The organism is Streptomyces sp. NPDC107454, assembly GCF_055582885.1.
The window spans coordinates 175,056-199,403 of record NZ_JBVJPA010000001.1 but is presented as its reverse complement, the minus strand read 5'-3'; the positions used below and the strand labels follow the sequence as shown (position 1 = coordinate 199,403).

Genomic DNA, 24,348 nt, shown 5'->3' with positions numbered 1-24,348 from the left:
CACGGGCTGAAGCCCATCCACCCTTTCGGGTGACGCGGTTGTCCACAACCGGCCGGTAGCACACAGGGCTCAGCGGGCCCGGCCCGACGAAGGCAGTCTGAACTCGCGGCGATCGCAGCGCATGCGAACGCAGAGCGTGTGGACGCAGAGCACGCGAACGCAGCGCATGCGCTCGCCGCGACAGACGCATTCGTACGGGAGAGGGGTCGGGCATGAACGAGACGATGGTGTGCGCGGTGGGGAACGTGGCGACGCAGCCGGTGTACCGAGAGTTGGCGAACGGCGCGTCGGCGAGGTTCCGCCTGGCGGTGACGGCGCGGTACTGGGACCGCGAGAAGAGCGCCTGGACGGACGGGCACACCAATTTCTTCACCGTGTGGGCGAACCGCGCGCTCGCCACCAATGTGGGCGCATCGCTGTCGGTGGGCGATCCCGTCATCGTGCAGGGCAGGTTGAAGGTGCGTACCGAGGTACGCGAAGGGCAGAGCTGGACGTCGGCGGACATCGACGCGGTGGCCATCGGCCACGACCTCTCGCGCGGCACCTCGGCCTTCCGGCGCCCGAACAAGGAAGGGGACACGGCCGCGTCCCCCCGGCCCGAGCCCAACTGGGAGACGGAGCCGGAGAGCCGTTCCCTCGACGCCTCCCAACAGCAGCCGGAGCTCGCCGGAGTGACGTGACGTCAGGTACGCAATCGCCCTGACCTGGCGAACCTGACCGAACTGCGGCTTATCGACAAATCCGTTCCGGACAGTCCGCATTGATTTGTCGATAAGCGCAGCTCACAGGCTCGCCGACCGATAACGATTCCGATTCGGATCGGTTATCCGACGGCAGGACCGGGAAGTGCGGTGCGCCCACGTCCTTAGGATGCCGGGCATAGCTCACGGGGCTTCTGATTCTGCTGGCGGGACCGTCCCCCCATGTCAACGGGTCCTGCTCGAAGGGGAATTCTGTGTTTTCTTCGTTCTCTGCGTGGTCCGCGCGCGGGGCCGCTCGCCTCGCCGCCGCGACGTTGGTGTCGGGGCTCGTCGCCGCGGGGGCGCTGGCCACCGCCGGCGCGGCCGCCGCCGCCGATGCCCCGCAGAGTCAGGGCGGCGCGAGCGCGACGATCGGCGGTCTGAAGACGTACGGGGCCGCGGTGGTCCACGACAACGGCGTGGACCAGCAGGTGTCCGCCGGTCTGTTCGAGATGTCCGTCGACGGCGGCGGCATGCTGCAGACGTACTGCATCGACCTCCACAACCCGACCCAGCGGGACGCCCAGTACCGGGAGACCTCCTGGAGCGGCACCTCGCTGAACGGCAACAAGGACGCCGGTAAGATCCGCTGGATCCTGCAGCACTCCTACCCACAGGTCAACGACCTCGCGGCGCTGGCCGACATGGCCGGTGCGCACGGCCTCACCGAGCAGGACGCGGCGGCCGGCACCCAGGTGGCCATCTGGCGGTACTCGGACGGTGCCGACGTGGACGCGGTGGACCCGAAGGCGGAGAAGCTCGCCGACTACCTGCAGAAGAACGCGCAAAACGTGGCGGAGCCCAAGGCCTCGCTGACCCTCGACCCGCCCGCGGTCTCCGGTCACGCCGGCGAGAGGCTCGGCCCGATCACGGTGCACACCGACGCGGACAGCGTGACGGTGACGCCGCCCGCGGACGCCGCCGCCAGTGGGGTGAAGGTCGTCGGCAAGGACGGCAAGGCGATCACCTCGGCGACGAACGGCAGCCGGCTCTACTTCGACGTGCCGAAGGACGCCACGGACGGTTCGGCGGCGCTGACCGTGCAGGCGTCGACGACCGTGCCGGTCGGCCGGGCCTTCGCCTCGGGGACCCGCAGCCAGACACAGATCCTCGCGGGCTCCAGCGAGTCGACGGTCTCGGCGACGGCGACCGCGAACTGGGCCAAGGAAGGCGCGATACCGGCGCTGTCCGCCACGACGAACTGCGCCAAGGGCGGCGTGGACGTCACGGCGACCGTCACGGGCGACGCGCCGTTCACCTTCGAGCTGATGGGGGCCGAGCACACCGTCGCCGCGGGCAAGTCGCTGACGGTGACGGTCCCGCTGCAGGAGGACCAGGCGTACGACTTCACGCTGACGGGTCCGAACGATTTCGAGAAGCACTTCACCGGCATGCTCGACTGCAAGACACAGGGCAGCGCGAGCGACATCACGACCCAGACCGTCGGTGAGCCGAGCCCGGCCCTTGCGAGCGCCGACTCCACCGGAGGCACCAACCTCGCCGAGACCGGTGGCTCCGGCGCGACCCCGGTCATCGCGGGCATCGCCGTCGCCCTGGTCGTGATCGGCGGCGCTGCGGTGCTCCTCCTCCGCAAGAAGAAGGCACCGGCGCAGAACTGAGCCTTGTGGCACCGCACCTTGGCAACTCAACAGTGAGTGACCGCAGCACGGTGACTCCGTGAGCCGCGGCCCCGGCCCGCCCCCAGGCGACCGGGGCCGCGACCCTTTCCGGCCGCGCCCGTCAGGCCGTCGCGCCGACCAGCTCGCGCCGCTCGGGCAGTCCACAGCGTTCGGCGTCGGACAGCGAGGCGATCAGGGCGCTGCGGGCACGGGCCACGCGTGAGCGGACCGTACCTATGGGGCAGTCGCTCACCAGGGCCGCCTCCGCGTACGGCAGTCCGAGGAGTTGGGTCAGCACGAAGGCCTCGCGGCGCTCCTCGGGCAGTTCGGCCAGGAGTTCGTCGAGCGCGACGCCGTCGTCGAAGCCCGGCAGGCCGCGCGGCTGGGCACGTTCGGCGGCGAGCTGCCAGTCGTCGGAGTCGGCCAGCCGGGGCCGGGCCGCCGCGGTGCGGAAGCTGTCGATCACGGCCCGGCGCGCGATGGCCAGCAGCCAGGTACGGGCCGAGGAGCGGCCCTCGAAACGGTGCAGGCTGCCGAGGGCGCGCAGAAAGGTGTCCTGGGCCAGGTCGTCGGCGGTCTGCGGGTCCGCGCCCAGATAGGTGACGTAACGGCGTACGTCGCGGTGCAGGGCGCGCACGAACTGGTCGACCGCGTCGGGGTCACCGGCGCGGGCGGCCAGCGCCCAGGCCGTCAGCGACGCGTCACGTGAGGTGGGCAGGGCAGGAGTGGTCACCTGGTGTCCTTCTCGGGTCATCCGGGATCCGGACCCGGCGCGCGAGGGCGGCCCGAGGGTCCGGTGAGCGAAACCGGCCGCACGAAGGCGTACGGCCGAGGCCCGGGGGCGCACAGGGGCGGCCTCGGGGAACCGGCTGTCTTCAGACGACAGCGGTCCCGGCGGGCGGACCTCGAGAAGTGATCGCGTGGACGAGAAGGAGCCGGCGCGGCACGCGGGCGGAGCGGTCGCGGCGGACGCGCGGACGCGGGCGGCTCACCGGCGCGGGCAGTGCGAGCGGCATGCGCAGCGGGGCGGCCAACAGGCCGGCGAGGGCCCGCAGGACACGGAAGACGGCGCGCTCTCCGTGCGCGAGCCAGAGGCCGCAGAGCAGGGCGGCCAGCAGGTGGGCGGCGAGCATGCCGAGCGAGGACGACGTGCCGTCCGCCGCGTGCCCCAGGTGGTCCATGGCGCCCATGTCCATGGCGTCCATGCGGGTCGAGTCCATGGGCACGGAGTTCGGGGACATAGAACTCATGGACAGGGGACCCGTGGGCATGGAGTTCATGTCGTGGCCGGTGAAGACCGAGGCCGCCGCGCCCCACACTCCCAGGGATCCCGAAGACTGCGCGAGCGAGAACACCGAGTGGAGTACCGCCTGCGCCGCGACCACGGCGGACACGATCAGGGGCAGTCCGCGTTCCCGGCCGGCCAGACACCAGCCCGCGCCGCCGATCACCGCGCCCGAGGCGCCCAACGCCCACCAGGGCACCGTGCCGCCGGACATCATCACGTGCCCCAGGGCGGCGAGCAACACACAGACGACCGCGAACACCGCGGCCCGTACCGTGCGAGAACACCACCCAGCAGTCATGGCGGGCTCATCCTCGCATCCGGGCAACAGGCTTCATGGGAGGGTACGGAAATTTCTCACCGCCCACTCATGCGCGGGCTCAACTCGCTTCGGACGCGCGGTGTTCACGAACGAGCTGGTGGGAGATTCCGTCCCGCCGACGGAGGACGAGGTCGGCGGGACGGCAACCGCTCGGCGGGGGTCATCGGCCGATGGGAGCCGACGAGACCCGGCGAGAACCGGTGAGAGGCCGCTCGCCTACTCGGAGCGTGCACCCCGGCCGCGCGCGAGGGCGTAGCCGGCCGCGGCCAGGCCCAGGACACCCACGACCAGTCCGGCGATGCCCAGGCCACGGGCCGTGGAGTCACTGCTCGACGTCGAGCCGGCCGCGACGGCCGACGCCGAGCTCGACGACGAGGACGGGGCGGAGCCCGACGCCGCGTCCGAGGTCCCGCCGGAACCCGTCTCCGCGTCCTCGGCGGTCAGGGTGAGCACCGGCGCCGGGTTCTCCGGCTCGTCCGCGCCCTTCTTCTCCTCCTCGATCCAGCGGACGACGTTGCCGTCCGAGTAGGTCTGCAGGGTCTTGAAGCTCAACTGGTCGGTGTCGTCGGGCAGCTGGCCGAAGGCGACGTTGAAGTCCTGGTACTGGCCGTGCCGGATCCGGCCGCCGGTCCAGGTGATCTCCGAGACGGCCTCGGTGATGGTGCCGTCGTCGGTCTTGACGGGGGTCTTGAGCTTCGTGGTCGTCACCTGCGCCGTCCAGCCCTCCTGGGGGGTGACGAGCACACCGAGGACCGGGTGGTCCGTCGGCAGGAAGACCTGCACCTTCGTGGTGCTCGCGGTGTCCTCCTCGTTGGGGACGCGGAAGGTGAGAACACCGTCCGTGGCTCCCTTGGCGTAGGTCTCGGGGTGAACCGTCACATGCGCGAAGGCGGCGCCCGCGGCGGCCAGGACACCGGTGGTGGTGAGGGCGGCGACAAGGCCGGCCCGGCGCAGGGTGGTGCGAATCGGGGACATCAGGGGAACTCCGTACTGGTGGGGATGCGGTCAGGGCGTGTACGCGAGCCCTGCCGGCGGTCCCCGACGGGAGACCGCGTGGCGCAGCAGCAGTTGCCGAAGCGGCCGGGGTTCCCGCGCGGTCCGGCGTACGACGGCCGGCCGGGTCGGTACGGCGGACCACCCCGCGCGCACCCGCCACCAGGCGGCGAGCCCCGGTACGAGCGCCGCGGCGCGCCGCAGCAAGGACCAGAACGCGGCTTCACCGCGTCGCAGCCACCAGGTCACGAGGAGGGCGGCCACCACGTGGGCGGCGGTGGCGTGCGATGTCATGGCGTGCCCTGCTGGGTTCGCCATGTGCGCGCCGTGCATGTCCATCGCCATCCGCGGGCCGGCCGCCTCGAAGGCGAGGTGCAGCCCGGCCTGGGCTGCCAGCATCCCGCCGCCGATCCCGACGAGTGAGCGTTCGCGTCCGCCCAGCAGCCAGCCGGCCGAGAAGACGGCGAGGAGCCCGGCGCCGTCCGCCCACAGCGGCGGGGCCTGACCGGTGGCGAGCCCGTGCCCCCCGGCGGCCAGCAGCACGCACAGCACGGCGAACACCGCCGCGCGCAGGCTCCGTACCTCTGGGGACGCACTCATGGAGCCCAGATACTGCCATGGCGGGCGAACGGCCGTCGCGGCTTCCGGAGCAGCCGCTTCCTCCGACGCCGCGCCGGGACGTCGAAACGCCGCTCGGGTAGGGTCCGTTCGAACCAGGGAGGACGGGAGGAAACTGACATGCCGCTTCGCTGTGCCGTGCTCGACGACTATCAAGGCGTGGCGACCGAGGTCGCCGACTGGTCGCCGGTGGCGGACGACGTGGAGGTCGTCGGTTTCCGGGAGCACTTCGGCGACGAGGACGCGCTGGCCGCCGTACTCGCGGACTTCGACATCGTCGTCACGCTGCGGGAGCGGGTGCCCTTCCCCGCGTCGCTGCTGGCCCGGTTGCCCCGGCTGAAGCTGCTGATCGCCTCCGGGATGCGCAACACGGTGATCGACTACGCGGCCGCCGAGGCGCGGGGCGTGACCGTGTGCGGCACCCCGAGTGCCTCGACACCGCCGGTGGAGCTCACCTGGGCGCTGCTGCTGGGGCTTGCGCGGGGCCTCGTCGCGGAGAACGACGCGTTGCGGTCGGGCGGCCCCTGGCAGAGCACGGTGGGCGCCGATCTGCACGGTCGGCGGCTCGGCCTGCTGGGGCTGGGGAAGATCGGCAGCCGGGTGGCGCAGGTGGGTCTCGCGTTCGGGATGCGGGTCGGCGCGTGGAGCCGGCACCTCACCAAGGAGCGCGCCGAAGAGGTCGGGGTGGAACTGGCTTCCTCCAAGGAGGAGTTGCTCGCGAGCAGCGACTTCGTCTCCGTGCACCTCGCGCTCGGTGAGCGCACCCGTGGTCTGATCGGCGCCGCCGAGCTGGCCCTCCTCAAACCGACCGCCTACCTCGTCAACACCTCCCGCGCGGCGATCGTCGACCAGGATGCGCTGCTCGCCGCCCTGCGTGAGGGCCGGATCGCCGGAGCGGGCGTGGATGTGTTCGACATCGAGCCGCTCCCGGCCGACCATCCGATGCGCTCGGCCCCGCGCCTCCTCGCCACCCCGCATCTCGGGTATGTGTCGCGGGCCAACTACGAGGCGTACTACGGCGGGGCGGTCGAGGACATCCGGGCCTTCCTGGCGGGCGCCCCCGTACGCCGACTCGGCTGAGCCTCGTGGCCGGGCCGGGCCGGTCGAGGGCGCACCGCGAGCTGTGGCGAAAGCCCTGTTCGTAGAGGGTGATCCCCCGATGAACGCCCGTGACCAGCCGTGGTCGGGCGCGTTGAAGGTGAGTGCGGTCGCGTCCGAGCAGCCGCAACTCACCGAGTCAAAGGAGAACGTGATGTCTCGCATCGCGAAGGCAGCTGGTGTCGCTCTCGGCACGGGGGCCGTGGTGCTCAGCGGCGCCGGTCTGGCCCTGGCGGACGCCGGCGCTCAGGCTGCCGCCGTCGGCTCGCCCGGTGTCCTGTCGGGCAACCTCATCCAGGCCCCGCTCGACGTGCCCGTCAACCTGTGCGGGGACACCGTCGACATCCCCGGACTGCTGAACCCGACCTTCGGCAACACCTGCGCCAGCGTCGGCGACCACGACCTCGGCAACCCCGGCCCCGGCGGCTACGGCAAGTGACACGCCCTCGCCGGTCGTAGGTCGACAGCCGGCGCAGGCGGGCGAGAGGCCCCTGGCAGTGGTCACTGCCGGGGGCCTCGCCACAGCCTCGACGCGTACTGGCACCTCTACGCGGATATCGCTACGCGTACCGGTAGATCCCGCTGTGATCCTCCAGCTTGTCCGGTGTCACGCCCCACGGCGGCATCTTGTCGTGCCTCGCGACGATCCGTCCGCGCTGCGAGTCGCCGGGACCCGGCGGCCGGGCGGGCAGATAGCGGGCGCCGCGATGCCGCTGCTGCCAGCGGGACCACTGGAGGTCCACGAAGGCGTGGTGCAGCCAGAACACGGGGTCGTTGACGGAGGCGCCGCCGAGCATGGCCCCGCCCACCCAGCGGTGCACGCGATTGTGGTTGCGCCAGGACGCGGCACCGGACCCGCTCCCCCAGCCTTCGAGTCTGTTGCGGAATCCCTTGGAGGAGGTGGAGTTCCAGGGGGCCGTGTCGTAGACGGGGTCCGCGAGCGCCGAGTCCAGCTCGCGGCGGGTGGGCAGTTCGATCGGGTTGCCGGGGCGGCCGAAGTCGCGGGTGAGGTACTCGCCGTCGGTCACCCCCTCCGTGATGGTCCACTTCCCGTTCGCGTAGGCGAAGGGCCCGGTCGTGACCTGTCGGTCGGAGCGCCGACCGTTGCCGCCGAGCAGGTCCTGGGTCCAGGGCGCGGAGGTCGGCGTCCGGTCCCGCGTCCAGTCCCAGTACGGCACGCTCACCCCGGAGTCCACGCGGCGCAGCGCCCGTTCCAGTTCGAGCAGGAACTGCCGGTGCCAGGGCAGGAAGGAGGGCGCCATGTGGGCCGCGCGCAGTCCGCTGTCACCGTCCGCGACGTAGTACTGGATGTGCATCCGCACGAACTCGTCGTACTCGCCCCGGCGTTTGACCTCCAGCATCGCGGCGACGAAGCGGCGCCGCTCGGCGGCCGTCAGTGTGCTGACATCCTTACGCGTGTACGCCATGGTGGGGGCTCCCCTCCGCTTCCGTGTCGCGCAGCCGCTCCGAGGGGCCCAGTTCGTCGACGGCCGCGCGCGCGGCCGCGAGCGCGGTCGGGTACGACTGGTAGTGGTCCAGCATGCTCAGGTAGCTGCCGTCCGCGCGGCGCATCAGGTGCAGCGGGCGGCCGTCCACGGTGACCTGCCACTGACCGCCGGCGGTTCCGGCCCGGCCGCCGTTGCCGGTCCTCGCGCCGAGCAGGTGGCGGCCGTGGTACATCTCGTCGAATGTGCGGTCCTCGGGGCGGGGTGGCCGCGCGGGCAGCGAGGCCGCGACGACCGGGGCCAGCGCCACGGCGGCGGCCGACACCAGCAGGCCGTGCAGCACGCCCCGCCGGGTCACCGGAACTCCGCTCGACACTCTGCTGACGAACATGTTCTCTCCTCAAACGGATTCGGTGACGGTGACGATGACGCGTCTTCAGGAGGGGTCCGGGGACAGCCCGGGCGTCAGCGTGGGCAGAGCGGCCGCGGGCGCGTCGACCCCGAGGTGCTCGAAGCCGTGCCCGAAGAGGTGCGGAAGAGGCGCCCCGAAGTCCGCCCCGGGCAGTCCGGCGCCGACCGGCAGCTGCGGAACGGCCCGCTCCGGAAGCATCCGTCCCTCGACATGACGGGCACCTGCGGGTCCGCCCGGCATGGGCACCGGCAACTCCCCGGCGATCTTGGGCGTCGGCAGCCCGAGGGCACGCTCCACACCGTCCAGAGGCACGCGGACGGGGACCGTCTCGGCCGCGACGGCCGGGGTCGCGGCGGCGGCACCCATCACTGCCGCGACGCCCGTGACGACGGCGGCAAGAGTTCCTCGAGTGGTCGGCTTCATCTCAGGCACGGTCCCTTTCAGGATTCGGGGTCTGCGTCCGTACCGGGTAACGATTCTGAGAACGCCTTCAGTTCAAGATTCCCCCGACGGGCCCAATTGTCAGCTCGTCAGAATATTCAGCTCGAGTAATTAGTCAGCTTGTCCAGAAATCCCACCATCGGGTCAGAATCAGCATCCCGATGATCCCGATATGCAGGAGCGGCAGAACCCAGGTGAACTCACCGAGGAATCTCCTCAGCCCACCGGGCGCGGGCAGGAATTCATTGCGTACGTTGAATGACGTCACGTACCAGAACATGATGATCGTGGCGACCCAGGCAAGACAGCACCACAGGCACAGCGAGTTGATCCGGTACAGCGACTGGAACTGCAGCCAGGTGCAGAATCCGACGCCGAAGAGAGTGCCGGCGTTGAAGGTCAGCCAGTACCAGCCCGGAAATCCGGCGCCCGCCAGCAGGCTCATGCCGACACAGATCACGATGCCGTACGCGACGAGACCGAGCATCGGATTGGGGAACCCGAAGGCCGAGGCCTGGTGGCTCTTCATGATGTTGCCGCAGGAGACGACCGGGTTCAGGCTGCATCCCGGCACGAAGTTCGGGTTCTCCAGCAGCTTGAACTTGTCGATCGTGATGACCCACGCGGCGAGCAGACCGGCCGCACCGGTGATCACCAGCAGCACGGCGAGCGCACGGCTGCCACCCGCGGTCCGTGTCATCAGCCGCGCAGACTGCGCGCCGGCAGGAGCACGTGCGCCGCGCTGAGCAGAGTCCCCTCGTCACCCGCGAAGGCGGCCAGGTTCTCCGGCGCGACGGGTTTGCCGGGCTCCGCGCCGGGCCAGGCGCGGGTGGCGAACAGGAAGTAGGCGTAGCCGCGTTCGCCGACCGCCACGAGCCACTCGGGCGGCACGAGGCACTGGGCGTTGAGGTACGGCATGGTGACGACGGCCTGGCCCGCCTCGACGAGGAGGGTGAGCGGCAGGCTGGGCTGCCTGGCCCCGTCGAGGAGCGTGTCACCGACGGGCAGACCGTTGTCGCGCAGCAGTTGCTCAACGGCGACCCTGGAGGCCTCCGGGCCGCCTTCACCGTCACCCAGGGAGTAGGCGAGGAGATAGGGCATGTCTCCGTCGGGGGCTTCACCACTGAACGCCATGACGGCGAGCGTGCCGAGATCGGCGGCCCGGAAAGGGCGCATTTGGCTTGAGGTTGAGGTCACCGCGGAACCCTATCGACGCACCCGAAAGGCCCCGCCCCTTTATCACCCGGACGGGCGACAACCAGGCGGGCGACCACACGAACGAGGGACGGTCTCGAACAATACGAAGGGCCGACTCCGCACGGTGCGGAATCGGCCCTTTCAGCCCGCGTACGGCGTCGCTTTCGGCTCAGCCCGCGTACGGCGTCACTGATCGGCACACCTGTTCCCGGCCGCCGGGTTCAGCGCACCGATCACGTCGGCGCTGAGGCCGCAGACGTTCACCGGAATGTCCACGGGTACCTGAATGACGTTGCCGGAGGCGACACCGGGAGAGTGGGTCGCCGCGCCCTGGGCACCGGTGTCGGCGACGGCGCTGCCCGCCGCTGCACCCGCGGCCATTCCGGCGGTGGCGAAAAGCAGTGCGACCTTCTTGGCAGTGTTCATCGTCCGTCCTTTCCTTGGCGGTGCGCTTCAGCCTAGGGATGCGTCCGACCGTCTCCCGGAAAGACACGCGATGAAATGAAACGGGCCTCCACAGTGAACCACTCAGCGCTGGAGAGGAAGTCCGCCGAGAAGCTTTGCGGGGCCACCGGCCGAGTTGATCGCCTTCGTCGCGCCATTCACGGCGTTGAGTACCGAGTTCTTGTTCTCGGTGTCCAGCGCGTCCGACTGGTGCCGCAGAGGCTGCAGATCCTCCAGGTCGAGCGAGCGTTGGCTGGTGAGGGTCTCCAGGGCGCCGTTGAGGCTGGTGGGCGTGAGGTCGGAGGCCTGGGCGGCGAAGGCGGGCGCGGCGGCACCGGCGATGACCATGGACCCCGCAACGACAGCGGCAGCCTTCAGGGACTTCATCGTGTTCCTTTCTTCGGCAACTCAAGTCACCAGAGAGAGATTTCGCTTTGTCCTGGCTAACGAGCCCCGGACGCGGCGGAAACCCTGCGTGCAGAAATTTCCTGCGCACATACACACATACAAAACAGCCGTCGTGCACCCACACAAAACAGCCGTCGTGCCGACCGCTGGGGTCGGCACGACGGCGGGGCGGCGACTCAGGGGGTCAGACCGCCGGCAGGCTCGGGAGCGCAGGGGTCGGCAGGGCAGGGGTCGGCAGCGCGGGCGTCGGCAAGGCGGGAAGCGGCGGCAGACCGGGCAGGTTCGCCGCGGGCAGGCCGCCGCCGAGGACCACCGCGACGACGAAGTTGACGAGGCCCGTCAGCACGGCCGTGGCCGCGGGCACCACCTTGGTGGCGTCGCCCGAGGTGGCCGCCGCGATGAGCGCGTCGACCGCCTTCTGGAGGGCGGTGAGCGCGTCGCCCGCGAGGTCCCGGGCAGCCGGGGCACGCGAACCCTTGTCGTGCGGCGCCTTGTTGTCCTGGCCCCCGGCGACGGCGCTGTCGTCGTGCGCCTCGGCGCTCTTCTTCAACGAGGGCAGCGTGGGTACGGCGGGCAGCGTCGGCGTCGCCGGCAGAGTGGGCAACGCGGGCAACGCGGGCGTCGTCGTGGCCGGCGGGGTGACCGGAGCGGCCGCCGCGGCCTTGGCGATCGCGTCCTTCCCGGCCTGGGCGAGCTTCGCCGCCTGGTCGGCGGAGAGCTGGCCGTTGTCCGCCTTGAGCGCGGCGTCGAGCAGATCGGTGACGGGGGCGAGGACGCCGGCGATGGCGCCCAGCGACTTCACCTGCGCCAGCAACGCGTCCGCACCGGGGACGGGTGCCGCCGCATGGGTGTGACCACGCGCCGAGTCGCTGTCGGCCGCCAGCGCGACCGGCCCGGATATCCCGAGCAGGAGCGAGGCACAGAGGACGGAGGACGCGAGGCGCCGTGCGGGCAGAGCACGCATGGATGTTCCCTTCGATGGTGCGTCGGATCTTGATGCCCACCGTGGAAGTACCGGTCGCCGCCTGCAACCCATCGAACGCCCCGTGTAACGACCCGGGCCCTCCGTCACCGCCGTCGTCGCTGGTGGGAAGCCATGCCGGGCCCTTGATGCCCCTTCCCTCCATTCGGGGCCGCCGCCCCTCCATTCGAGGGCGCCCTCCCGCCGCTCGGGGCGGACGCGGACCGGCCGCCCTCCCGTGGGGGAGGACGGCCGGCGGAAGGGCCCGGTCCGACGTCAGTCGTTGGCGCAGTGGTTGCCGAACCCGGGGTTCAGCAGGCCGATCGCGTCGACGGTGGTCCCGCAGAGGTTGACGGGGATCTCGATCGGAACCTGCAGGACGTTGCCCGACAGGACGCCCGGCGAGTGGGCGCCCGCGCCGTGTGCGTCGCTGTCGGCGGCGGCGATGCCGGCGGTGCCCGCCACGGCGGCGGCGACAACGGAGGTCAGGGCCAGGCCCTTCGCGATACGCGACATGGAGAAGTGCTCCTTGGAGTTGTCCAACATCCGGGCGGGATGCCCGGCGCTGGAATCAACGCGCGGCACACCCGCGGGTTGTGCCTCCAAAGGAGTGATCCCGCGACCGCCGGACTTCACTATTTCGACACACTTGTGAGGTTTCTCCGAATTAATACGGATAGCGACTAGAGTCGGCCACCTCCTGAGGCTGCTTGGCATCAGACGCCGGAATCAGATCCGCAGATTTCCGTCCGTCCGCTGGTCCCGAACCTTTTCTCCCGAAAGGGCAACGCCGGTCATGCGTCATTCCCCGGGCCCGCTGCCGCGCCGCGCGACGGCGTACGAGAAGCGGACGGAGCCACCGCGGTACCTGAGCCTGTTGACCGAACGCGCGCCCGCCCACTCGAACACTCCCGGCCGCGACTCCGACGCCCTCGATCTCGGCAGTGAAATCCGAGGCAGGGGTGACCAGTTGGGCGTCCGGCTCGTTTCGCAGCGGGACGCGGCCTGGGCCGGAGCGCTGCTCGCCGCCGTCGACGCGCAGCAGTGACGCGCGCCCGTGAGCGCAGCCCGTTAGCGAGGAACCCGCGCATGTACCTGCCATCGACCGACCCCCCACGGGTCCTGCACCTCACCCAGCCCGTCGACGGCGGAGTCGCCCGAGTGCTCACCGACCTGGTGAAGGCACAGCTCGCCGACGGAGCGCACGTCACGGTGGCCTGCCCGCGGGACAGCGACCTCGCGCACACGCTGCGGGCCCTGGGCAGCGACGTACGGCACTGGTCCGCGACGCGTGCGCCGGGTCCGCGACTGGCACGGGAGGTGCGGCGGCTCGCCCCGGTCGTCGCGCGGGCGCGGCCCGATGTGGTGCATGCGCACAGTGCCAAGGCGGGGCTCGCCGGGCGGCTGGCCGTGCGCGGCCGGGTGCCGACCGTGTTCCAGCCGCACGCCTGGTCCTTCGAGGCGGTCGACGGGGTCACAGCGGCCCTCGCGCTGAAGTGGGAGCGGTGGGGGGCGCGTTGGGCGTCCCGGGTGGTGTGTGTGAGTGAAGCGGAGCGTACGACCGGCGTGCGCGCCGGTATCAGGGCCCACTGGGCCGTGATCCCCAACGGCATCGACACCGAGCACTTCCACCCGGCGGCCGTGGCGACCGTACGAGCCGGAATCCCCCTGCTCACCCGAGCCGGTGGCGATCCGGCCGCTCCGCTGGTCGTCTGCGTCGGGCGGCTGTGCCCGCAGAAGGGCCAGGACGTCCTGCTGGAGGCCTGGCGGACGGTGGTCCGGCAGGTGCCGGGCGCCCGGCTCGTGCTGGTCGGCGACGGGCCGGACACCGGGCGCCTACGGGCCACGGCGCCCGCGGGAGTTCTGTTCGCCGGGCCGGCCCCCGACGCCCTGCCCTGGTACCAGGCCGCCGATCTGGTGGTGCTGCCGTCCCGCTGGGAGGGCATGGCGCTGGCCCCGCTGGAAGCCATGGCCTGCGGGCGTCCGGTCGTGCTGACGGACGTGGACGGCGCCCGGGAAAGTCTGCCGTCGGGCCTCGACACCCGCTGTCTGGTCCCGGCGCGGGCACCGGGCCCGCTGGCCCGGGCGATCCGCGCCCTGCTCGCCGATCCGCCACTGCGCGCGTCACTCGGGCACCAGGGGCGCCGCCACGTACTGGCCGCGCACGACGTACGGCGCGCCACCGCCGCGGTCGCGGAGGTGTACCGCGAGCTGCTCGCCCCGGCGTCCGGCGCGCACGCCGCGAGCGGAGAACACACCGAGTACAGGGAGTCCAGCCACACGTGACTGCGGAAAGCACCGTCCCCTCCCCCGGCGGACAGCCCCGGGAGTACGGATTCTCGTCCGTCTCGGTCATGCCTCCGCGCGGGGCCGACGAGGGCTTCAGATTCCCGGCCGGACAACGGCCGCCCTCCGCGCGCCACTTCGTACGGCATCTCGCGCGGCGCTCCGTCTCGCGCGGCGCGCCGCTGCCGCTGCTCGTCGCGGACGGCGGCGCCGCGCTGCTCGCCGCTCTGGCGCTCGCCGAGGTCCGGCCGCACACGCCGCTGGTCGCCGCGCTGGTGCTCGCCGTCCTCACGCTGAGCGCGCACGCGGGCCTGTACCGCCCCGCGCCGGTGCCCGCCGTGCTGGACGAACTGCCGGTCGTCTGCGCGCGGATCGCGGTGACGTGGTGCGCGCTCGCGGCCCTGGTGGCGGCGCTCGTCCCGGCCACCGCGCTGTCCGCGCGCACGCTGGCGGCGGGCTGTGTGCTTCAGTCGGCGGTGAGCTGCGCGGGCCGCGCCGCCGTGTACTGGCGGCTGCGCAGGGCACTGGTCCTGCGCCCGAGCGCCGCGCTGGTGATCGGCCCCGCGGCGACCGGCCGACGGGTGGCCGCGGCGTTACTGCGCCACCCTCGCTACGGGCTGCGGCCGGTGGGCGTCGTCGCCGACCAGGCGGCCGGGTCCGACGGGCTGCCGGTCCTGACCACCGGCGAGGAAGTACAGCGGGCCCTCATCCAGAACAGCGTGCGCGCCGTGCTCGTCGTGGAACCGCGCCGCGAACACGGCCCCCTGCTGAGGGCGTTGGCCGAGGCGGGCTGCACGCTGTGGCAGCTCGACGCGGACTCCCCGTCGCACACGGCGGACTCCCCCTCGCACAAGGCCGGGAGCAGCCGGCTCGCCGGGTTCTCCTGCGAACGGATCGACGTCTCACGGCGTCACGGGAACCTCGCCAAACGGCTCCTCGACGTCGTCGTCTCCGGGACGCTGCTCCTGCTGGTCAGCCCGCTGCTGCTGATGTGCGCTGCGGCGCTGCGGCTGAGCGACGGGCCCGGCGTGGTCTTCCGGCAGGAGCGCATCGGCAAGGACGGGCGGCCCTTCACCCTGCTGAAGTTCCGCACCCACCGCCCGGTCGACGCGCACGAGGCCGCGACCCGCTGGAGTGTCGCGGACGAGCGGGAGATGGGCCGCTTCTGCCACTTCCTGCGCCGCTCCTCGCTCGACGAACTGCTCCAGCTCTGGAACGTCCTGAGAGGCGACATGAGCCTGGTCGGCCCCCGCCCCGAACGTCCCTACTTCGTCGGCGAGTTCAGCCAGACCTACCCCGGCTACGCGGCCCGCCACCGGATGCGGACCGGCATCACGGGCCTGGCCCAGATCCACGGTCTGCGCGGCGACACCTCCATCGAGGACCGCTGCCGGTTCGACAACGCGTACATCGACAACTGGTCGCTGTGGCAGGACATCTGCATCCTGCTGCGCACGGCCGCCTCGCTCGTCCGTCCGACGGGGAGCTGAGCCGATGAGCCAGGCACTGCCGGTCCCGCCACTCGCCCCGCTGACCGCCGCACTCCGGCGCGCGCTGCCCGTCCTGCCCGTCGTCGCGGTGATCGCCCTGCTCGGACTGCCGGTCGCGCCGGACACCGAGGGCGGCGCGAACCTCGCGGACGCCATGTCCGCCCTGGCCGTGGTGTGCTGCTCGGTACGTCTCGTACGGGCCCGTCGGCGCCCCCTGTCCCGTACCGCCGCGGTGGTCCTCGGACTGCCCGTGGTCGGTATCGCGATCGCGGCGGCCGGGGCGGCGAGCCCCGGGGCCGGGATCACCGGGCTCGCCCGCTATCTGCAGATCTTCGTGCTGGTCCCGGCGGCCGTCCTGCTGTCGGTCCGCGACCGCCGCGACTTCCGGCTGCTCGCCTGGTCGTTCGTCGGTCTCGCGCTGTGGCAGGGGGCCGTCGGAGTGCACCAGTACGTCACCGGGACCGGGGCCACGTACATGGGCGAGGACATCCGGGCCGTGGGCACCTTCGGGCCGACGGACGTGATGGGCATGGCGACCGTGGTCGCGTTCGGGCTGGTGTGCGCAGTGGCGCTGGCGCTCGGACCGGTCACCCCGCGGCAGCGGACGGCCGCCCTGGTGTGCGTGCCGGCGCTGCTGCTGCCGCTCGCGCTGTCGTTCAGCCGGGGCGCGTGGATCGCCACCGTGGTCGCGTGCGGCGCCCAGTTGGTGCTGGCGGGTCTGCGGCGCGCGGTCAAGGTGGGCGTCGCGGTGGCCGCCGCCGGCGTCGTCCTGGTGGGCGGGTTCGGTATCGGCACGGCCATGCTCCAGGAGCGCATCGACAGCATCACGCAGGTCACCGACGCCCCGGACCAGTCCGTCATCGACCGGTACACGATGTGGGCGGCGGCGCTCGACATGTGGCGCGACCACCCGCTGACCGGCGTCGGGCTGAAGGCCTTCCCCGATCAGCGCGACGGCCACGCCTCGCTCGCGCTCTCCTCGGGCAGCGACATCGGGGGCGCGGGCTCCGCCTACCGCAAACAGCCGCTGCTCTCGCCGCACAACATGTACCTGCTCGTCCTCAGTGAGCAGGGCCTGATCGGGCTGCTCGCCCTCGCGGGCGGCTGGGCGGCCCTCCTGGTGTGCGCGCTGACCGGGCTGGCCAGGGTACGGCGGACCCCGTCGGGCCTCGACTGCGCGCTCGTCGGGTGCGGGCTGCTCGTCTGGCAGTTGTTCGACTTCGTGTACGCGGACATCGGCGGGCCTTCCACCGTGCTGACGGCCGTGGTCTTCGGGCTGGTGGCGTGGTGGGCGCTGATGGATCCAGCCTCACCGGTGTCCCCCTCGTCGCTGTCCCGCTCATCGCTGCGCCCCTCGCCTGAGGAGGCCGCGGCGCGATGACGGTGAAGCCTCCCCGGGCGACGGCCGGTCGCGACGCCGATCCCCGGCCCGACACCAGGGCCCAGGCCGGTTTCGAGCCCGGTTTCGAGCCCGGTTTCGAGCCCGGTTTCGAGGCCGGATACGAGCCTGGTTTAGAGGCCGGCTCCGAGCCCGGCGGCGCACTCGTACTGCCCTCCGCCCGCAGCGCTCCCCCCGCATCCGGCACACGCCTCACATCCGACCCGCGCGCCACACCCGACCCGCCCCCGAAACCCCCGGACTCCCCGCCCCACCCAGGTTCCCCGGACTCCCCGGACTCCCCGAACCCCCCAGAACCCTCCTCCAACCGCTTCCTCGCCAGGGCCGCCCTCGTCACCATCGCCCTGTCCATCGCCGGGGCCCTGCTGGGCCTGGGCCGTGACCAGGCCCTCGCGCACCTGTTCGGGGCGGACTCCGACACCGACGCCTTCCTGGTCGCCTGGACCGTGCCGGAGTTCGCGGCGACGCTGCTGATCGAGGACGGCCTCGCCTTCGTGCTCGTACCGGCGTTCAGCATGGCGGTGGCCCAGCGCGCCCGGGGATCCGTCGGCGACCCGGTCCGCGCCCTGGTCGCCGCCACCCTGCCCCGTCTGACGCTCGCCTTCATGGCCACGGCAGCCCTCCTCATCGCCGGAGCCCCCTACCTGGTCGAAGCCCTCGCGCCCGGACTGCCCGACCCCCATCTCGCCGTCGACTGCACCCGGTTGACGGCCACCTGTGTCCTGAGCTTCGGCCTGGCCGGCTACTGCAGCGCGGCGCTGCGGGCACACCGCAGGTTCGTCGCGCCCGCGGCGATCTACGTCGCGTACAACACCGGCATCATCACGGCGATGTTCGTGCTCGGCGGGCGCTGGGGGGTGCGCGCGGCGGCCCTCGGGGTCGCGGTGGGCGGTGCGCTGATGGTGGTCGCGCAGGCTCCCTCCCTGTGGCGGCAGCTCGGCCGACGCGGCGCGGCCCAGAAGGAGGCGGGCCTCGAGAGGATCGAGGCCGCCCGACCGATGGACCTCACCCTCGTCACCACCGTCCTGCTCTTCGCCCTGGTCCGTCAGTCCCAGGTCCTGATCGAACGCTTCCTGGCCTCCTCACTGCCCGCAGGCGCCATCTCGCACCTGAACTACGCGCAGAAGGTCGCGCAGATGCCGATGGTGCTCTCGCTGATGCTGTGCACCGTCACCTTCCCGGTGGTGGCACAGGCGATGGCCGAGGGCGACACCGCGCGCGCCCGCAGCCGGGTGGAGCACGATCTGGCCGTCGTCTCCTGCACGGTGCTGCTCGGCGCGGCGGCGGTCATCGCGTGTGCGCCGCAGATCATCCAGCTGCTGTTCCAGCGGGGCGCGTTCACCCCCCAGGACACCGCGGCCACCGCCGCCGTCATGCGCGTGTACGCCCTCGGGCTGCTCGGTCACACCCTGGTGGGCGCGCTGGTCCGCTCGTACTTCTCCTCGGGGCGGCCCACCTGGTACCCGCTGTTCGCGATGACCGCGGGGATCGTCGCGACCTCCTGGATCGGCGCGCTGACCGTCGGCTCCTGGGGGGTGTGCGGGATCGCTGCGGCCAACGCGGGCGGCATCACCCTCAGCGCCCTGCTCCTGCTGTACGGCATGGGCGCGCGCAGTGTGCCGATCCGCACCCGGCTCGTGGTCGCCGAAATCGGCAAACCGGTGCGCGCGGCGCTCGTCGCCGCCGCCGTGGGAACGTTCTGCGCGAGCCATGTGCGCTCCCCCCTGCTCGGTCTCCTCACCGGCGGCACGGTCGTGACCGTCGTGTTCGCCCTGCTGGCCTGGGCCCTGCGGGTCCAGGCCCTCGCACCCGCCCTCCGTTCCGTCACACGAAGGCTCCCGCATGTCCGTTTCCGCTGACAGCACCCACGGCATCAGACGTTCCGGCAGCAGACGTACCGTCGGCGTCAGACGTACCGGTACCGGCTCCGTCGACGCGCCCCCCTGGGTGGCGATGTACCACTCCGTGGGCGACTGCTTCGACGACCCGTACCGCATCACGGTCGCCCCGGACCGCCTCGACCACCAGCTCGGCTGGCTGCGGCGCCGCGGTCTGCGCGGGGTGAGCGTGTCCGAGCTTCTCGCCGCCCGCGCGCGCGGTGCGGGCCGGGACCTGGTCGGTCTCACCTTCGACGACGGGTACGCCGACTTCGTCGAGGCCGCTCTGCCCGTCCTGCGCCGGCACGACTGCGGCGCGACCCTCTTCGTCCTGCCCGGCCGGCTGGCCGGCGAGAACGCCTGGGACCCGCTCGGCCCCCGCAAGCGCCTGCTCGACAAACGGGGCATCCGGCTGGCCGCCGCCTCCGAGGGCATCGAGATCGGCTCGCACGGGCTCACCCACGTCGATCTGACGCGGGCGGACGACGCGCTGCTGCACGCCGAGGTCGCCGAAAGCAGAGCAGTGCTCTCGGAGTTGATCGGTGCTCACATCCAGGGCTTCTGCTACCCGTACGGAACGGTCGACCAGCGGGTCGTCGACGCCGTACGCGACGCCGGATACACCTACGGCTGCGCGATCGACCCCGGCCCGCTGACCGGCCCGTACGCCCTCCCCCGCGTCCACATCGGCCAGAACGACAGCTCCGTACGCCTGCTGCTGAAGCTCAAGCTGCACCGGCTGCGGCGCCGGCCGGTCGAGGGCGCCTGATGAAGGCCCTGCACATCATCACCGGCCTCGGCGTCGGCGGCGCGGAGCAGCAACTGCGCCTGCTCCTGCGCCACCTGCCCGTCGAGTGCGACGTCGTCACCCTCACCAACCCGGGCGCGGTCGCCGACGGCCTCATCGACGACGGCGTCCGTGTCGTCCACCTCGGCATGACCGGCAATCGCGACCTGGCCGCCCTCCCCCGCCTGGTGAAGCTGATCCGCGCGGGCGGCTACGACCTCGTCCACACCCACCTCTACCGGGCCTGCGTGTACGGCCGGATCGCCGCGCGCCTGGCCGGGGTGAAGGCCGTCGTGGCCACCGAACACTCCCTCGGCGACTCCCAGCTGGAGGGCCGCAGGCTGAGCGCGGGCGTCCGTGCCCTGTACCTGGCCAGCGAGCGCCTCGGCCACGCCACCGTCGCCGTCTCACCGACCGTCGCCGACCGGCTCCAGCGCTGGGGCGTGCCCAAACCCCGCATCGAGATCGTGCCCAACGGCATCGACGTCGCCCGCTTCCGCTTCGACCCGGTGCTGCGCGAACGCACCCGCCGCCGTCTCGGACTGCCGGAGGACGCGTACGTCGTCGGCGGCGTCGGAAGACTCACCGCCGGCAAGCGGTTCGACATCCTGATCCGCGCGCTGGCCGAACTGCCCCGCACCTACTGGCTGCTGCTGGTCGGCGGCGGCGCCGAGGAGAGCGTGCTGCGGCGGACGGCACACGACGCCGGGGTCAGGGACAGGGTGCTGTTCACCGGCGAGCGCCCCGGCGGCGGCCTCCCGGGCGCCGATCTGCCCTCGCTGACAGCGGCCATGGACGTCCTCTGCTCGCCCTGCGCCGAGGAGGCGTTCGGGCTCGCGGTGGTGGAGGCGATGGCGGCCGGGCTGCCCGTGCTCTACGTCTCCTGCCCGGCCGTCGAGGATCTGCCGCCGAGCGCCGCCCGGGGGGCCCGCCGGGTCCAGGGCGGCGCCGACTCCTTCGTACGAGCCCTCCTGCGGGTCCGCGCGGAGGGCCCCGGGCCGCGTTCGGTATCGGACGCCGCCCACCACTACTGCATCACCCGCAGCGCCGCACAGCTCATGGACGTGTACGCGGCCGCCGTCTCCTGCACCTCTCTGGGAGTGAGTTCCTCATGACCGAAAATCCCACCCGGCCGCACCGCCCGTCCGGACCCTCCGACCCGTCCCTGCCCTCAGGTCCGGCGCGCGCGGCCTTCGCCCACGGGCGGGTCCTGCCGCCGTGGTCACTGCTCGCCGCCGGCGTCCTTCTCGGGGGCGCGCTCGGGGGCGCGTACGGCGTGCTCAAGCCCCCGACGTACACGGCGACGAGTTACGTCATCGTCGTGCCGACCGAGACGTCGGACCCGGCGTCGGCGCTCGGCTTCGCGCAGGCGTACGGCCGGGTCGCCACGCAGCTCGCGGTGCTCGGGGACGCGCAGGTGTGGGCCGGAGTGCCGGTGAAGACGCTGGAGCAGAGCGTGCAGACAGCGACCTCGCCCGACGCGCCGATGGTCGCCGTCTCCGCCACCTCCTCGCGCCCGGACCTCGCGGCCGACATGGCCAACGCTGTCGCGCGCGCCCTGACCCGGCACGCCAACGACACCAAGAGCAGCACCCACGTGGAACTCCAGCAGTTCTCCCGCGCGCCGAAGCCGACCACGGCCTCCTCGCCCTCCCCGAAAGTCACCGGTCTGGTCGGCGCGAGCGCCGGCGGGCTGCTGGGCGGTCTGGTCCTGCTGGTCCGTCCCCGGCGCACCGCGGACCCCGCGCTCCAGGCCTCCGTGCCGAGCCCCGCCACCGCCGGCGACGGACACGGTCCACGGTGAGCGGGGCGCTGCGGACCGGGGTATGCGCGACCCGGACACCATTGCGGTCCGAAGTCGTCATCGACGAAGGGGAGTTCGCCGCGCTCGCCCCTGCCTGGGGACGTCTGTACGACCGGTGCGCCGCCGCCACCCCGTTCCAGAGCCACGCCTGGCTGCACTCCTGGTGGCTGTCGTACGGCTCCCCCGGCCGCCTGCGGCTGGTCCTGGTCCGCGAGGGCGGCGAACTCCGCGCGGTCGCGCCCCTGATGCGCGCACACCGTCCGCTGCCCGTGCTCGTCCCGCTCGGCGGGGCGATCTCCGACTACGCCGACGTCCTCATCGACGACGGGACCGACGACGAGCACACCGACCGCGCCGCCGCGGCACTCACCGAGGGCCTGTCCGCGGTCGCCCGTACCTCGCTGATCGACTTCCGCGAGGTACGGCCCGGCGGAGCGGCGGAGCGGGTCTACGAGCGCTGGCGCGGACCGCGCCGCCGGGTACGGGACTCCCTCTGCCTGGAACTGCCCGCCGCCTCCATGGACGACCTCGTAGGCCGGCTGCCCTCGTCCAAGGCCCAGCGCGTCCGGGCCAAGCTGCGCAAGCTCGCCTCGCTCGGCATCGAACAGCGGAACGTCCCGCACGGCGAGGTGGACGCGGCGCTGCGCCGGCTGCTGGAACTGCACCGACTCCAGTGGCAGGGCCGGAAGGTGACGACCGAACACCTCCAGGAGCGGTTCTCCGAGCATCTGGTGCGGTCGGTGGGCCCGATGGTGCGCTCCGGGGACGCCGTGGTCACCGAGTTCCGGCTGGACGACACCGTGATGGCCGTGGACCTCACGCTGCTGTCACGACGCCTGGCGGGCGGCTATCTGTACGGGGCCCACCCGGGGCTGCGGGAGCGCAAGGCGGACGTGGCGGTGATACTGCTCAACGCCTGCGCCCGGCACACCGAGGGCGGCGGACGCGGAACGCTGAGCCTGCTGCGCGGCGACGAGCCCTACAAGCACCACTGGCGCCCGGAACCCGTGGTCAACCAACGGCTGCTGCTCGCCCGGCGACGTACGGCGCCGCTGATGTCGGCGGTCCTCTGCGACGTCGCCGCGCGCGGCCGGGGCAAGGAGCTGGTGCACCGGTGGAAGGAGCGGGGTGGAGGTGGGCCGGACGCGGGCGCCGACAGTGGCAGTGGTGGTAGCGGTGGCGGTGGCGGCAGGCCGTGAGGGGCCTGCCGCCGGGCCGGTGTCACCGGGTGCGCGACCACCAGTCGAAGCGCAGGCAGAGCTTCCCGCCGAGCCAGTACTCCACCCAGTCGCCCAGGTCCAGAGGCGAACAGCTGGGCGGCACCACCGGCGTGGGCACGGGTGTCGGCACAGGAGTCGGTACGGGTGTCGGCACGGGGGTCGGTACGGGCGTCGGTACGGGTGTCGGTACCGGCGTCACGGGTGTGGGTACGGGTGTCGTCGGCTGCGGTGTGGGGTCGGTGCGGCCGAAGAGCACCGCGCGGTACACCTGGGACGCCCTCGGGTTCTGGCGGCACTGCCAGACGCCGTGCGGGCAGTAGTCGGTCACCGTGTTGTACAGCGGTTTGTGGTCGTCCATCCACGCGAGCATGCGTTTCATGTACGCCGCGTTGTCGCCGTTGCGGAAGAGACCCCATTCGGGATAGGAGATGGGTTTACCGTGGGCTTTGGCGAAGTCCACGTGCTCCTGAAGGCCGTACGGCTCGTTCACCTCCTCGTCGAACGACAGCCCCCGCGGCTGGTCGTACGAGTCCATGCCGACGATGTCGACCGTGTCGTCCCCGGGATAGCACTGCGTCCACGGAACGGCGTCCCGGCCGCGGCTCGGGGCGAAGTCGAACCGGAATTTCTGGCCCGGCACCGAACGCATGGTCGTGACGATCCTGTTCCAGTACCTCTTCCACGCCTCCGGGTCCGGCCCGCAGCGATGGGTGTAGGTGATGCCGTTCATCTCCCAGCCGAGGACGATGACGGTGTCCGGAACCTCCAGCTCGACCAGACGCTGGGCGAGGGCGCGGAAGTGCCGGTCGAACGCGCCGGCGGCACCCTGCTGCAGCAGCATCCGGACCTCGGCGTCGGAGACGTTCTCCTCGTTGCGCTCCATCATCGGCACGTTGAGGACGAGCATCCGGTCCTTCCGCTCGCGCCGCCAGTCCGCCCAGACGTCGAGGAAACCGGGCGATCCCTCGATGTTGCTCCAGCGATCGCCCGGCAGATACGTGTGCGCGACACGGAGTTGGGCGCCGCCCAGCCACTGGCTGAGCTGGGCGATCCGGGCCACACCCCGGGGGCCGTAGTCGAGGTAGGCGCCGAACGCGGAGAGCGGCTCGGCGGGTTTGGGCTCGGGTTTCGTCGGCGGCACAGCGGTCGTCGGCGTCGCGGGCGGTCTCACCGAGGCCGGAGTCGGGGATGTGGGTTTCACCGTCGTCGGTGTCGTCGCCGTCGTCGGTGTCGGCGCCGGGGGGTCGGAGGCCCGCGGCGCACCGCCGACGGCGTGTCCGGGACCGGCCGCCAGGGCGACCGAGACGACGATGCCGGCCGCGACGACAGCCGGCCTTCCGCTTCGGGGCCGTTGTTTTCGTGGGGCCATGCCTGCTCCCCTCTCCACTCTCATAGCTCCGAGTGCGCCGACTCCCATGGCTCGGACGCGTTTTCCGTCAGTTGTTCATACTTTTCCCTCTACTGACACTCAGTCATATGAAGACGAATCCCGCCAACCGAGA

At 72.0% G+C, this 24,348-nt stretch carries 26 protein-coding genes and 1 pseudogene; 13 read left to right on the top strand and 14 right to left on the bottom strand.

What is annotated here, in order from left to right; translation table 11 throughout:
- Positions 1-212 precede the first annotated feature (212 nt).
- Both ACZ69M_RS00855 and ACZ69M_RS00850 read left to right on the top strand, forming a co-directional pair.
- Positions 213-680: a single-stranded DNA-binding protein gene (locus tag ACZ69M_RS00855; RefSeq protein WP_470045824.1), complete on the top strand. Its 468-nt coding sequence runs from the start codon at positions 213-215 to the stop codon at positions 678-680.
- A 275-nt stretch (positions 681-955) separates the two neighbouring features.
- On the top strand, positions 956-2,359 hold the full coding sequence (locus tag ACZ69M_RS00850; protein WP_470045823.1) for a Cys-Gln thioester bond-forming surface protein: 1,404 nt from the start codon (positions 956-958) through the stop codon (positions 2,357-2,359).
- A gap of 121 nt (positions 2,360-2,480) precedes the next feature.
- Here ACZ69M_RS00850 and ACZ69M_RS00845 read toward each other — a convergent pair whose 3' ends face one another.
- The 4 genes from ACZ69M_RS00845 to ACZ69M_RS00830 all read right to left on the bottom strand — a co-directional run bounded on the left by ACZ69M_RS00845 (position 2,481) and on the right by ACZ69M_RS00830 (position 5,559).
- The gene (locus tag ACZ69M_RS00845; RefSeq protein ID WP_470045822.1) at positions 2,481-3,113 is read right to left on the bottom strand and encodes a sigma-70 family RNA polymerase sigma factor; all 633 of its coding nucleotides are present in this window, start codon (positions 3,111-3,113) and stop codon (positions 2,481-2,483) included.
- Between the two features lie 121 nt (positions 3,114-3,234).
- On the bottom strand, positions 3,235-3,945 hold the full coding sequence (locus ACZ69M_RS00840) for a hypothetical protein (protein WP_470045821.1): 711 nt from the start codon (positions 3,943-3,945) through the stop codon (positions 3,235-3,237).
- Between the two features lie 237 nt (positions 3,946-4,182).
- Complete coding sequence (locus ACZ69M_RS00835; protein WP_470045820.1) at positions 4,183-4,941, bottom strand: YcnI family copper-binding membrane protein; 759 nt, start codon at positions 4,939-4,941, stop codon at positions 4,183-4,185.
- A 30-nt stretch (positions 4,942-4,971) separates the two neighbouring features.
- The gene (locus ACZ69M_RS00830; RefSeq protein ID WP_470045819.1) at positions 4,972-5,559 is read right to left on the bottom strand and encodes a hypothetical protein; all 588 of its coding nucleotides are present in this window, start codon (positions 5,557-5,559) and stop codon (positions 4,972-4,974) included.
- A gap of 138 nt (positions 5,560-5,697) precedes the next feature.
- Between ACZ69M_RS00830 and ACZ69M_RS00825 the strand changes: the two genes are divergently transcribed.
- Positions 5,698-6,657: a D-2-hydroxyacid dehydrogenase family protein gene (locus ACZ69M_RS00825; RefSeq protein WP_470045818.1), complete on the top strand. Its 960-nt coding sequence runs from the start codon at positions 5,698-5,700 to the stop codon at positions 6,655-6,657.
- A gap of 172 nt (positions 6,658-6,829) precedes the next feature.
- Positions 6,830-7,114, top strand: a complete 285-nt coding sequence (locus ACZ69M_RS00820; protein WP_470045817.1) for a chaplin — start codon at positions 6,830-6,832, stop codon at positions 7,112-7,114.
- Between the two features lie 121 nt (positions 7,115-7,235).
- Here ACZ69M_RS00820 and ACZ69M_RS00815 read toward each other — a convergent pair whose 3' ends face one another.
- The 9 genes and pseudogenes from ACZ69M_RS00815 to ACZ69M_RS00775 form a co-directional block, all read right to left on the bottom strand.
- Complete coding sequence (locus tag ACZ69M_RS00815) at positions 7,236-8,102, bottom strand: tyrosinase family protein (protein ID WP_470045816.1); 867 nt, start codon at positions 8,100-8,102, stop codon at positions 7,236-7,238.
- Positions 8,086-8,511: a tyrosinase family oxidase copper chaperone gene (locus tag ACZ69M_RS00810; protein ID WP_470045815.1), complete on the bottom strand. Its 426-nt coding sequence runs from the start codon at positions 8,509-8,511 to the stop codon at positions 8,086-8,088. The genes ACZ69M_RS00815 and ACZ69M_RS00810 overlap by 17 nt, the downstream gene beginning before the upstream one ends.
- Positions 8,512-8,565: 54 nt before the next feature.
- Positions 8,566-8,955 (bottom strand): annotated as a pseudogene (locus ACZ69M_RS00805) (hypothetical protein); the annotation flags it as partial.
- A gap of 133 nt (positions 8,956-9,088) precedes the next feature.
- Positions 9,089-9,673 carry a vitamin K epoxide reductase family protein gene (locus ACZ69M_RS00800; protein WP_470045814.1) on the bottom strand — a complete coding sequence of 195 codons (585 nt, stop codon included), beginning with the start codon at positions 9,671-9,673 and terminating at the stop codon, positions 9,089-9,091.
- Positions 9,673-10,170: a DUF5949 family protein gene (locus ACZ69M_RS00795; protein ID WP_470045813.1), complete on the bottom strand. Its 498-nt coding sequence runs from the start codon at positions 10,168-10,170 to the stop codon at positions 9,673-9,675. The genes ACZ69M_RS00800 and ACZ69M_RS00795 overlap by 1 nt, the downstream gene beginning before the upstream one ends.
- Before the next feature lie 186 nt (positions 10,171-10,356).
- Positions 10,357-10,596, bottom strand: coding sequence for a chaplin (locus ACZ69M_RS00790; RefSeq protein WP_470045812.1), 240 nt, complete (start codon positions 10,594-10,596; stop codon positions 10,357-10,359).
- Between the two features lie 102 nt (positions 10,597-10,698).
- Positions 10,699-11,001: a hypothetical protein gene (locus ACZ69M_RS00785; protein ID WP_470045811.1), complete on the bottom strand. Its 303-nt coding sequence runs from the start codon at positions 10,999-11,001 to the stop codon at positions 10,699-10,701.
- A 205-nt stretch (positions 11,002-11,206) separates the two neighbouring features.
- Entirely contained in the window at positions 11,207-11,986 is a 780-nt protein-coding gene (locus ACZ69M_RS00780) for a hypothetical protein (protein ID WP_470045810.1), read from the bottom strand.
- A gap of 273 nt (positions 11,987-12,259) precedes the next feature.
- Complete coding sequence (locus ACZ69M_RS00775; RefSeq protein WP_470045809.1) at positions 12,260-12,499, bottom strand: chaplin; 240 nt, start codon at positions 12,497-12,499, stop codon at positions 12,260-12,262.
- A 280-nt stretch (positions 12,500-12,779) separates the two neighbouring features.
- Between ACZ69M_RS00775 and ACZ69M_RS00770 the strand changes: the two genes are divergently transcribed.
- From ACZ69M_RS00770 to ACZ69M_RS00730, 9 genes are all read left to right on the top strand, one after another.
- A complete protein-coding gene (locus ACZ69M_RS00770) occupies positions 12,780-13,031 on the top strand; it encodes a hypothetical protein (protein WP_470045808.1) in 252 nt (83 codons plus the stop codon).
- 41 nt (positions 13,032-13,072) lie between these two features.
- Complete coding sequence (locus tag ACZ69M_RS00765; protein ID WP_470045807.1) at positions 13,073-14,269, top strand: glycosyltransferase; 1,197 nt, start codon at positions 13,073-13,075, stop codon at positions 14,267-14,269.
- Entirely contained in the window at positions 14,266-15,759 is a 1,494-nt protein-coding gene (locus tag ACZ69M_RS00760; protein ID WP_470045806.1) for an exopolysaccharide biosynthesis polyprenyl glycosylphosphotransferase, read from the top strand. Before ACZ69M_RS00765 ends, ACZ69M_RS00760 begins: the two co-directional genes overlap by 4 nt.
- 4 nt (positions 15,760-15,763) lie before the next feature.
- Complete coding sequence (locus ACZ69M_RS00755; protein ID WP_470045805.1) at positions 15,764-17,140, top strand: O-antigen ligase family protein; 1,377 nt, start codon at positions 15,764-15,766, stop codon at positions 17,138-17,140.
- Positions 17,137-19,017 (top strand): murein biosynthesis integral membrane protein MurJ, encoded by a 1,881-nt coding sequence (gene murJ / locus ACZ69M_RS00750; RefSeq protein WP_470045804.1) that lies wholly within the window; start codon positions 17,137-17,139, stop codon positions 19,015-19,017. Before ACZ69M_RS00755 ends, murJ begins: the two co-directional genes overlap by 4 nt.
- A 94-nt stretch (positions 19,018-19,111) precedes the next feature.
- On the top strand, positions 19,112-19,804 hold the full coding sequence (locus ACZ69M_RS00745) for a polysaccharide deacetylase family protein (RefSeq protein ID WP_470046329.1): 693 nt from the start codon (positions 19,112-19,114) through the stop codon (positions 19,802-19,804).
- Positions 19,804-20,937, top strand: a complete 1,134-nt coding sequence (locus ACZ69M_RS00740; RefSeq protein ID WP_470045803.1) for a glycosyltransferase — start codon at positions 19,804-19,806, stop codon at positions 20,935-20,937. The genes ACZ69M_RS00745 and ACZ69M_RS00740 overlap by 1 nt, the downstream gene beginning before the upstream one ends.
- Complete coding sequence (locus ACZ69M_RS00735; RefSeq protein ID WP_470045802.1) at positions 20,934-21,626, top strand: YveK family protein; 693 nt, start codon at positions 20,934-20,936, stop codon at positions 21,624-21,626. Before ACZ69M_RS00740 ends, ACZ69M_RS00735 begins: the two co-directional genes overlap by 4 nt.
- A gap of 41 nt (positions 21,627-21,667) precedes the next feature.
- Complete coding sequence (locus ACZ69M_RS00730) at positions 21,668-22,825, top strand: GNAT family N-acetyltransferase (RefSeq protein WP_470045801.1); 1,158 nt, start codon at positions 21,668-21,670, stop codon at positions 22,823-22,825.
- 22 nt (positions 22,826-22,847) lie between these two features.
- Here the strand turns inward: ACZ69M_RS00730 and ACZ69M_RS00725 are convergent, their stop codons facing one another.
- Positions 22,848-24,215 (bottom strand): glycoside hydrolase family 26 protein, encoded by a 1,368-nt coding sequence (locus ACZ69M_RS00725; RefSeq protein ID WP_470045800.1) that lies wholly within the window; start codon positions 24,213-24,215, stop codon positions 22,848-22,850.
- Between the last annotated feature and the right edge of the window lie 133 nt (positions 24,216-24,348).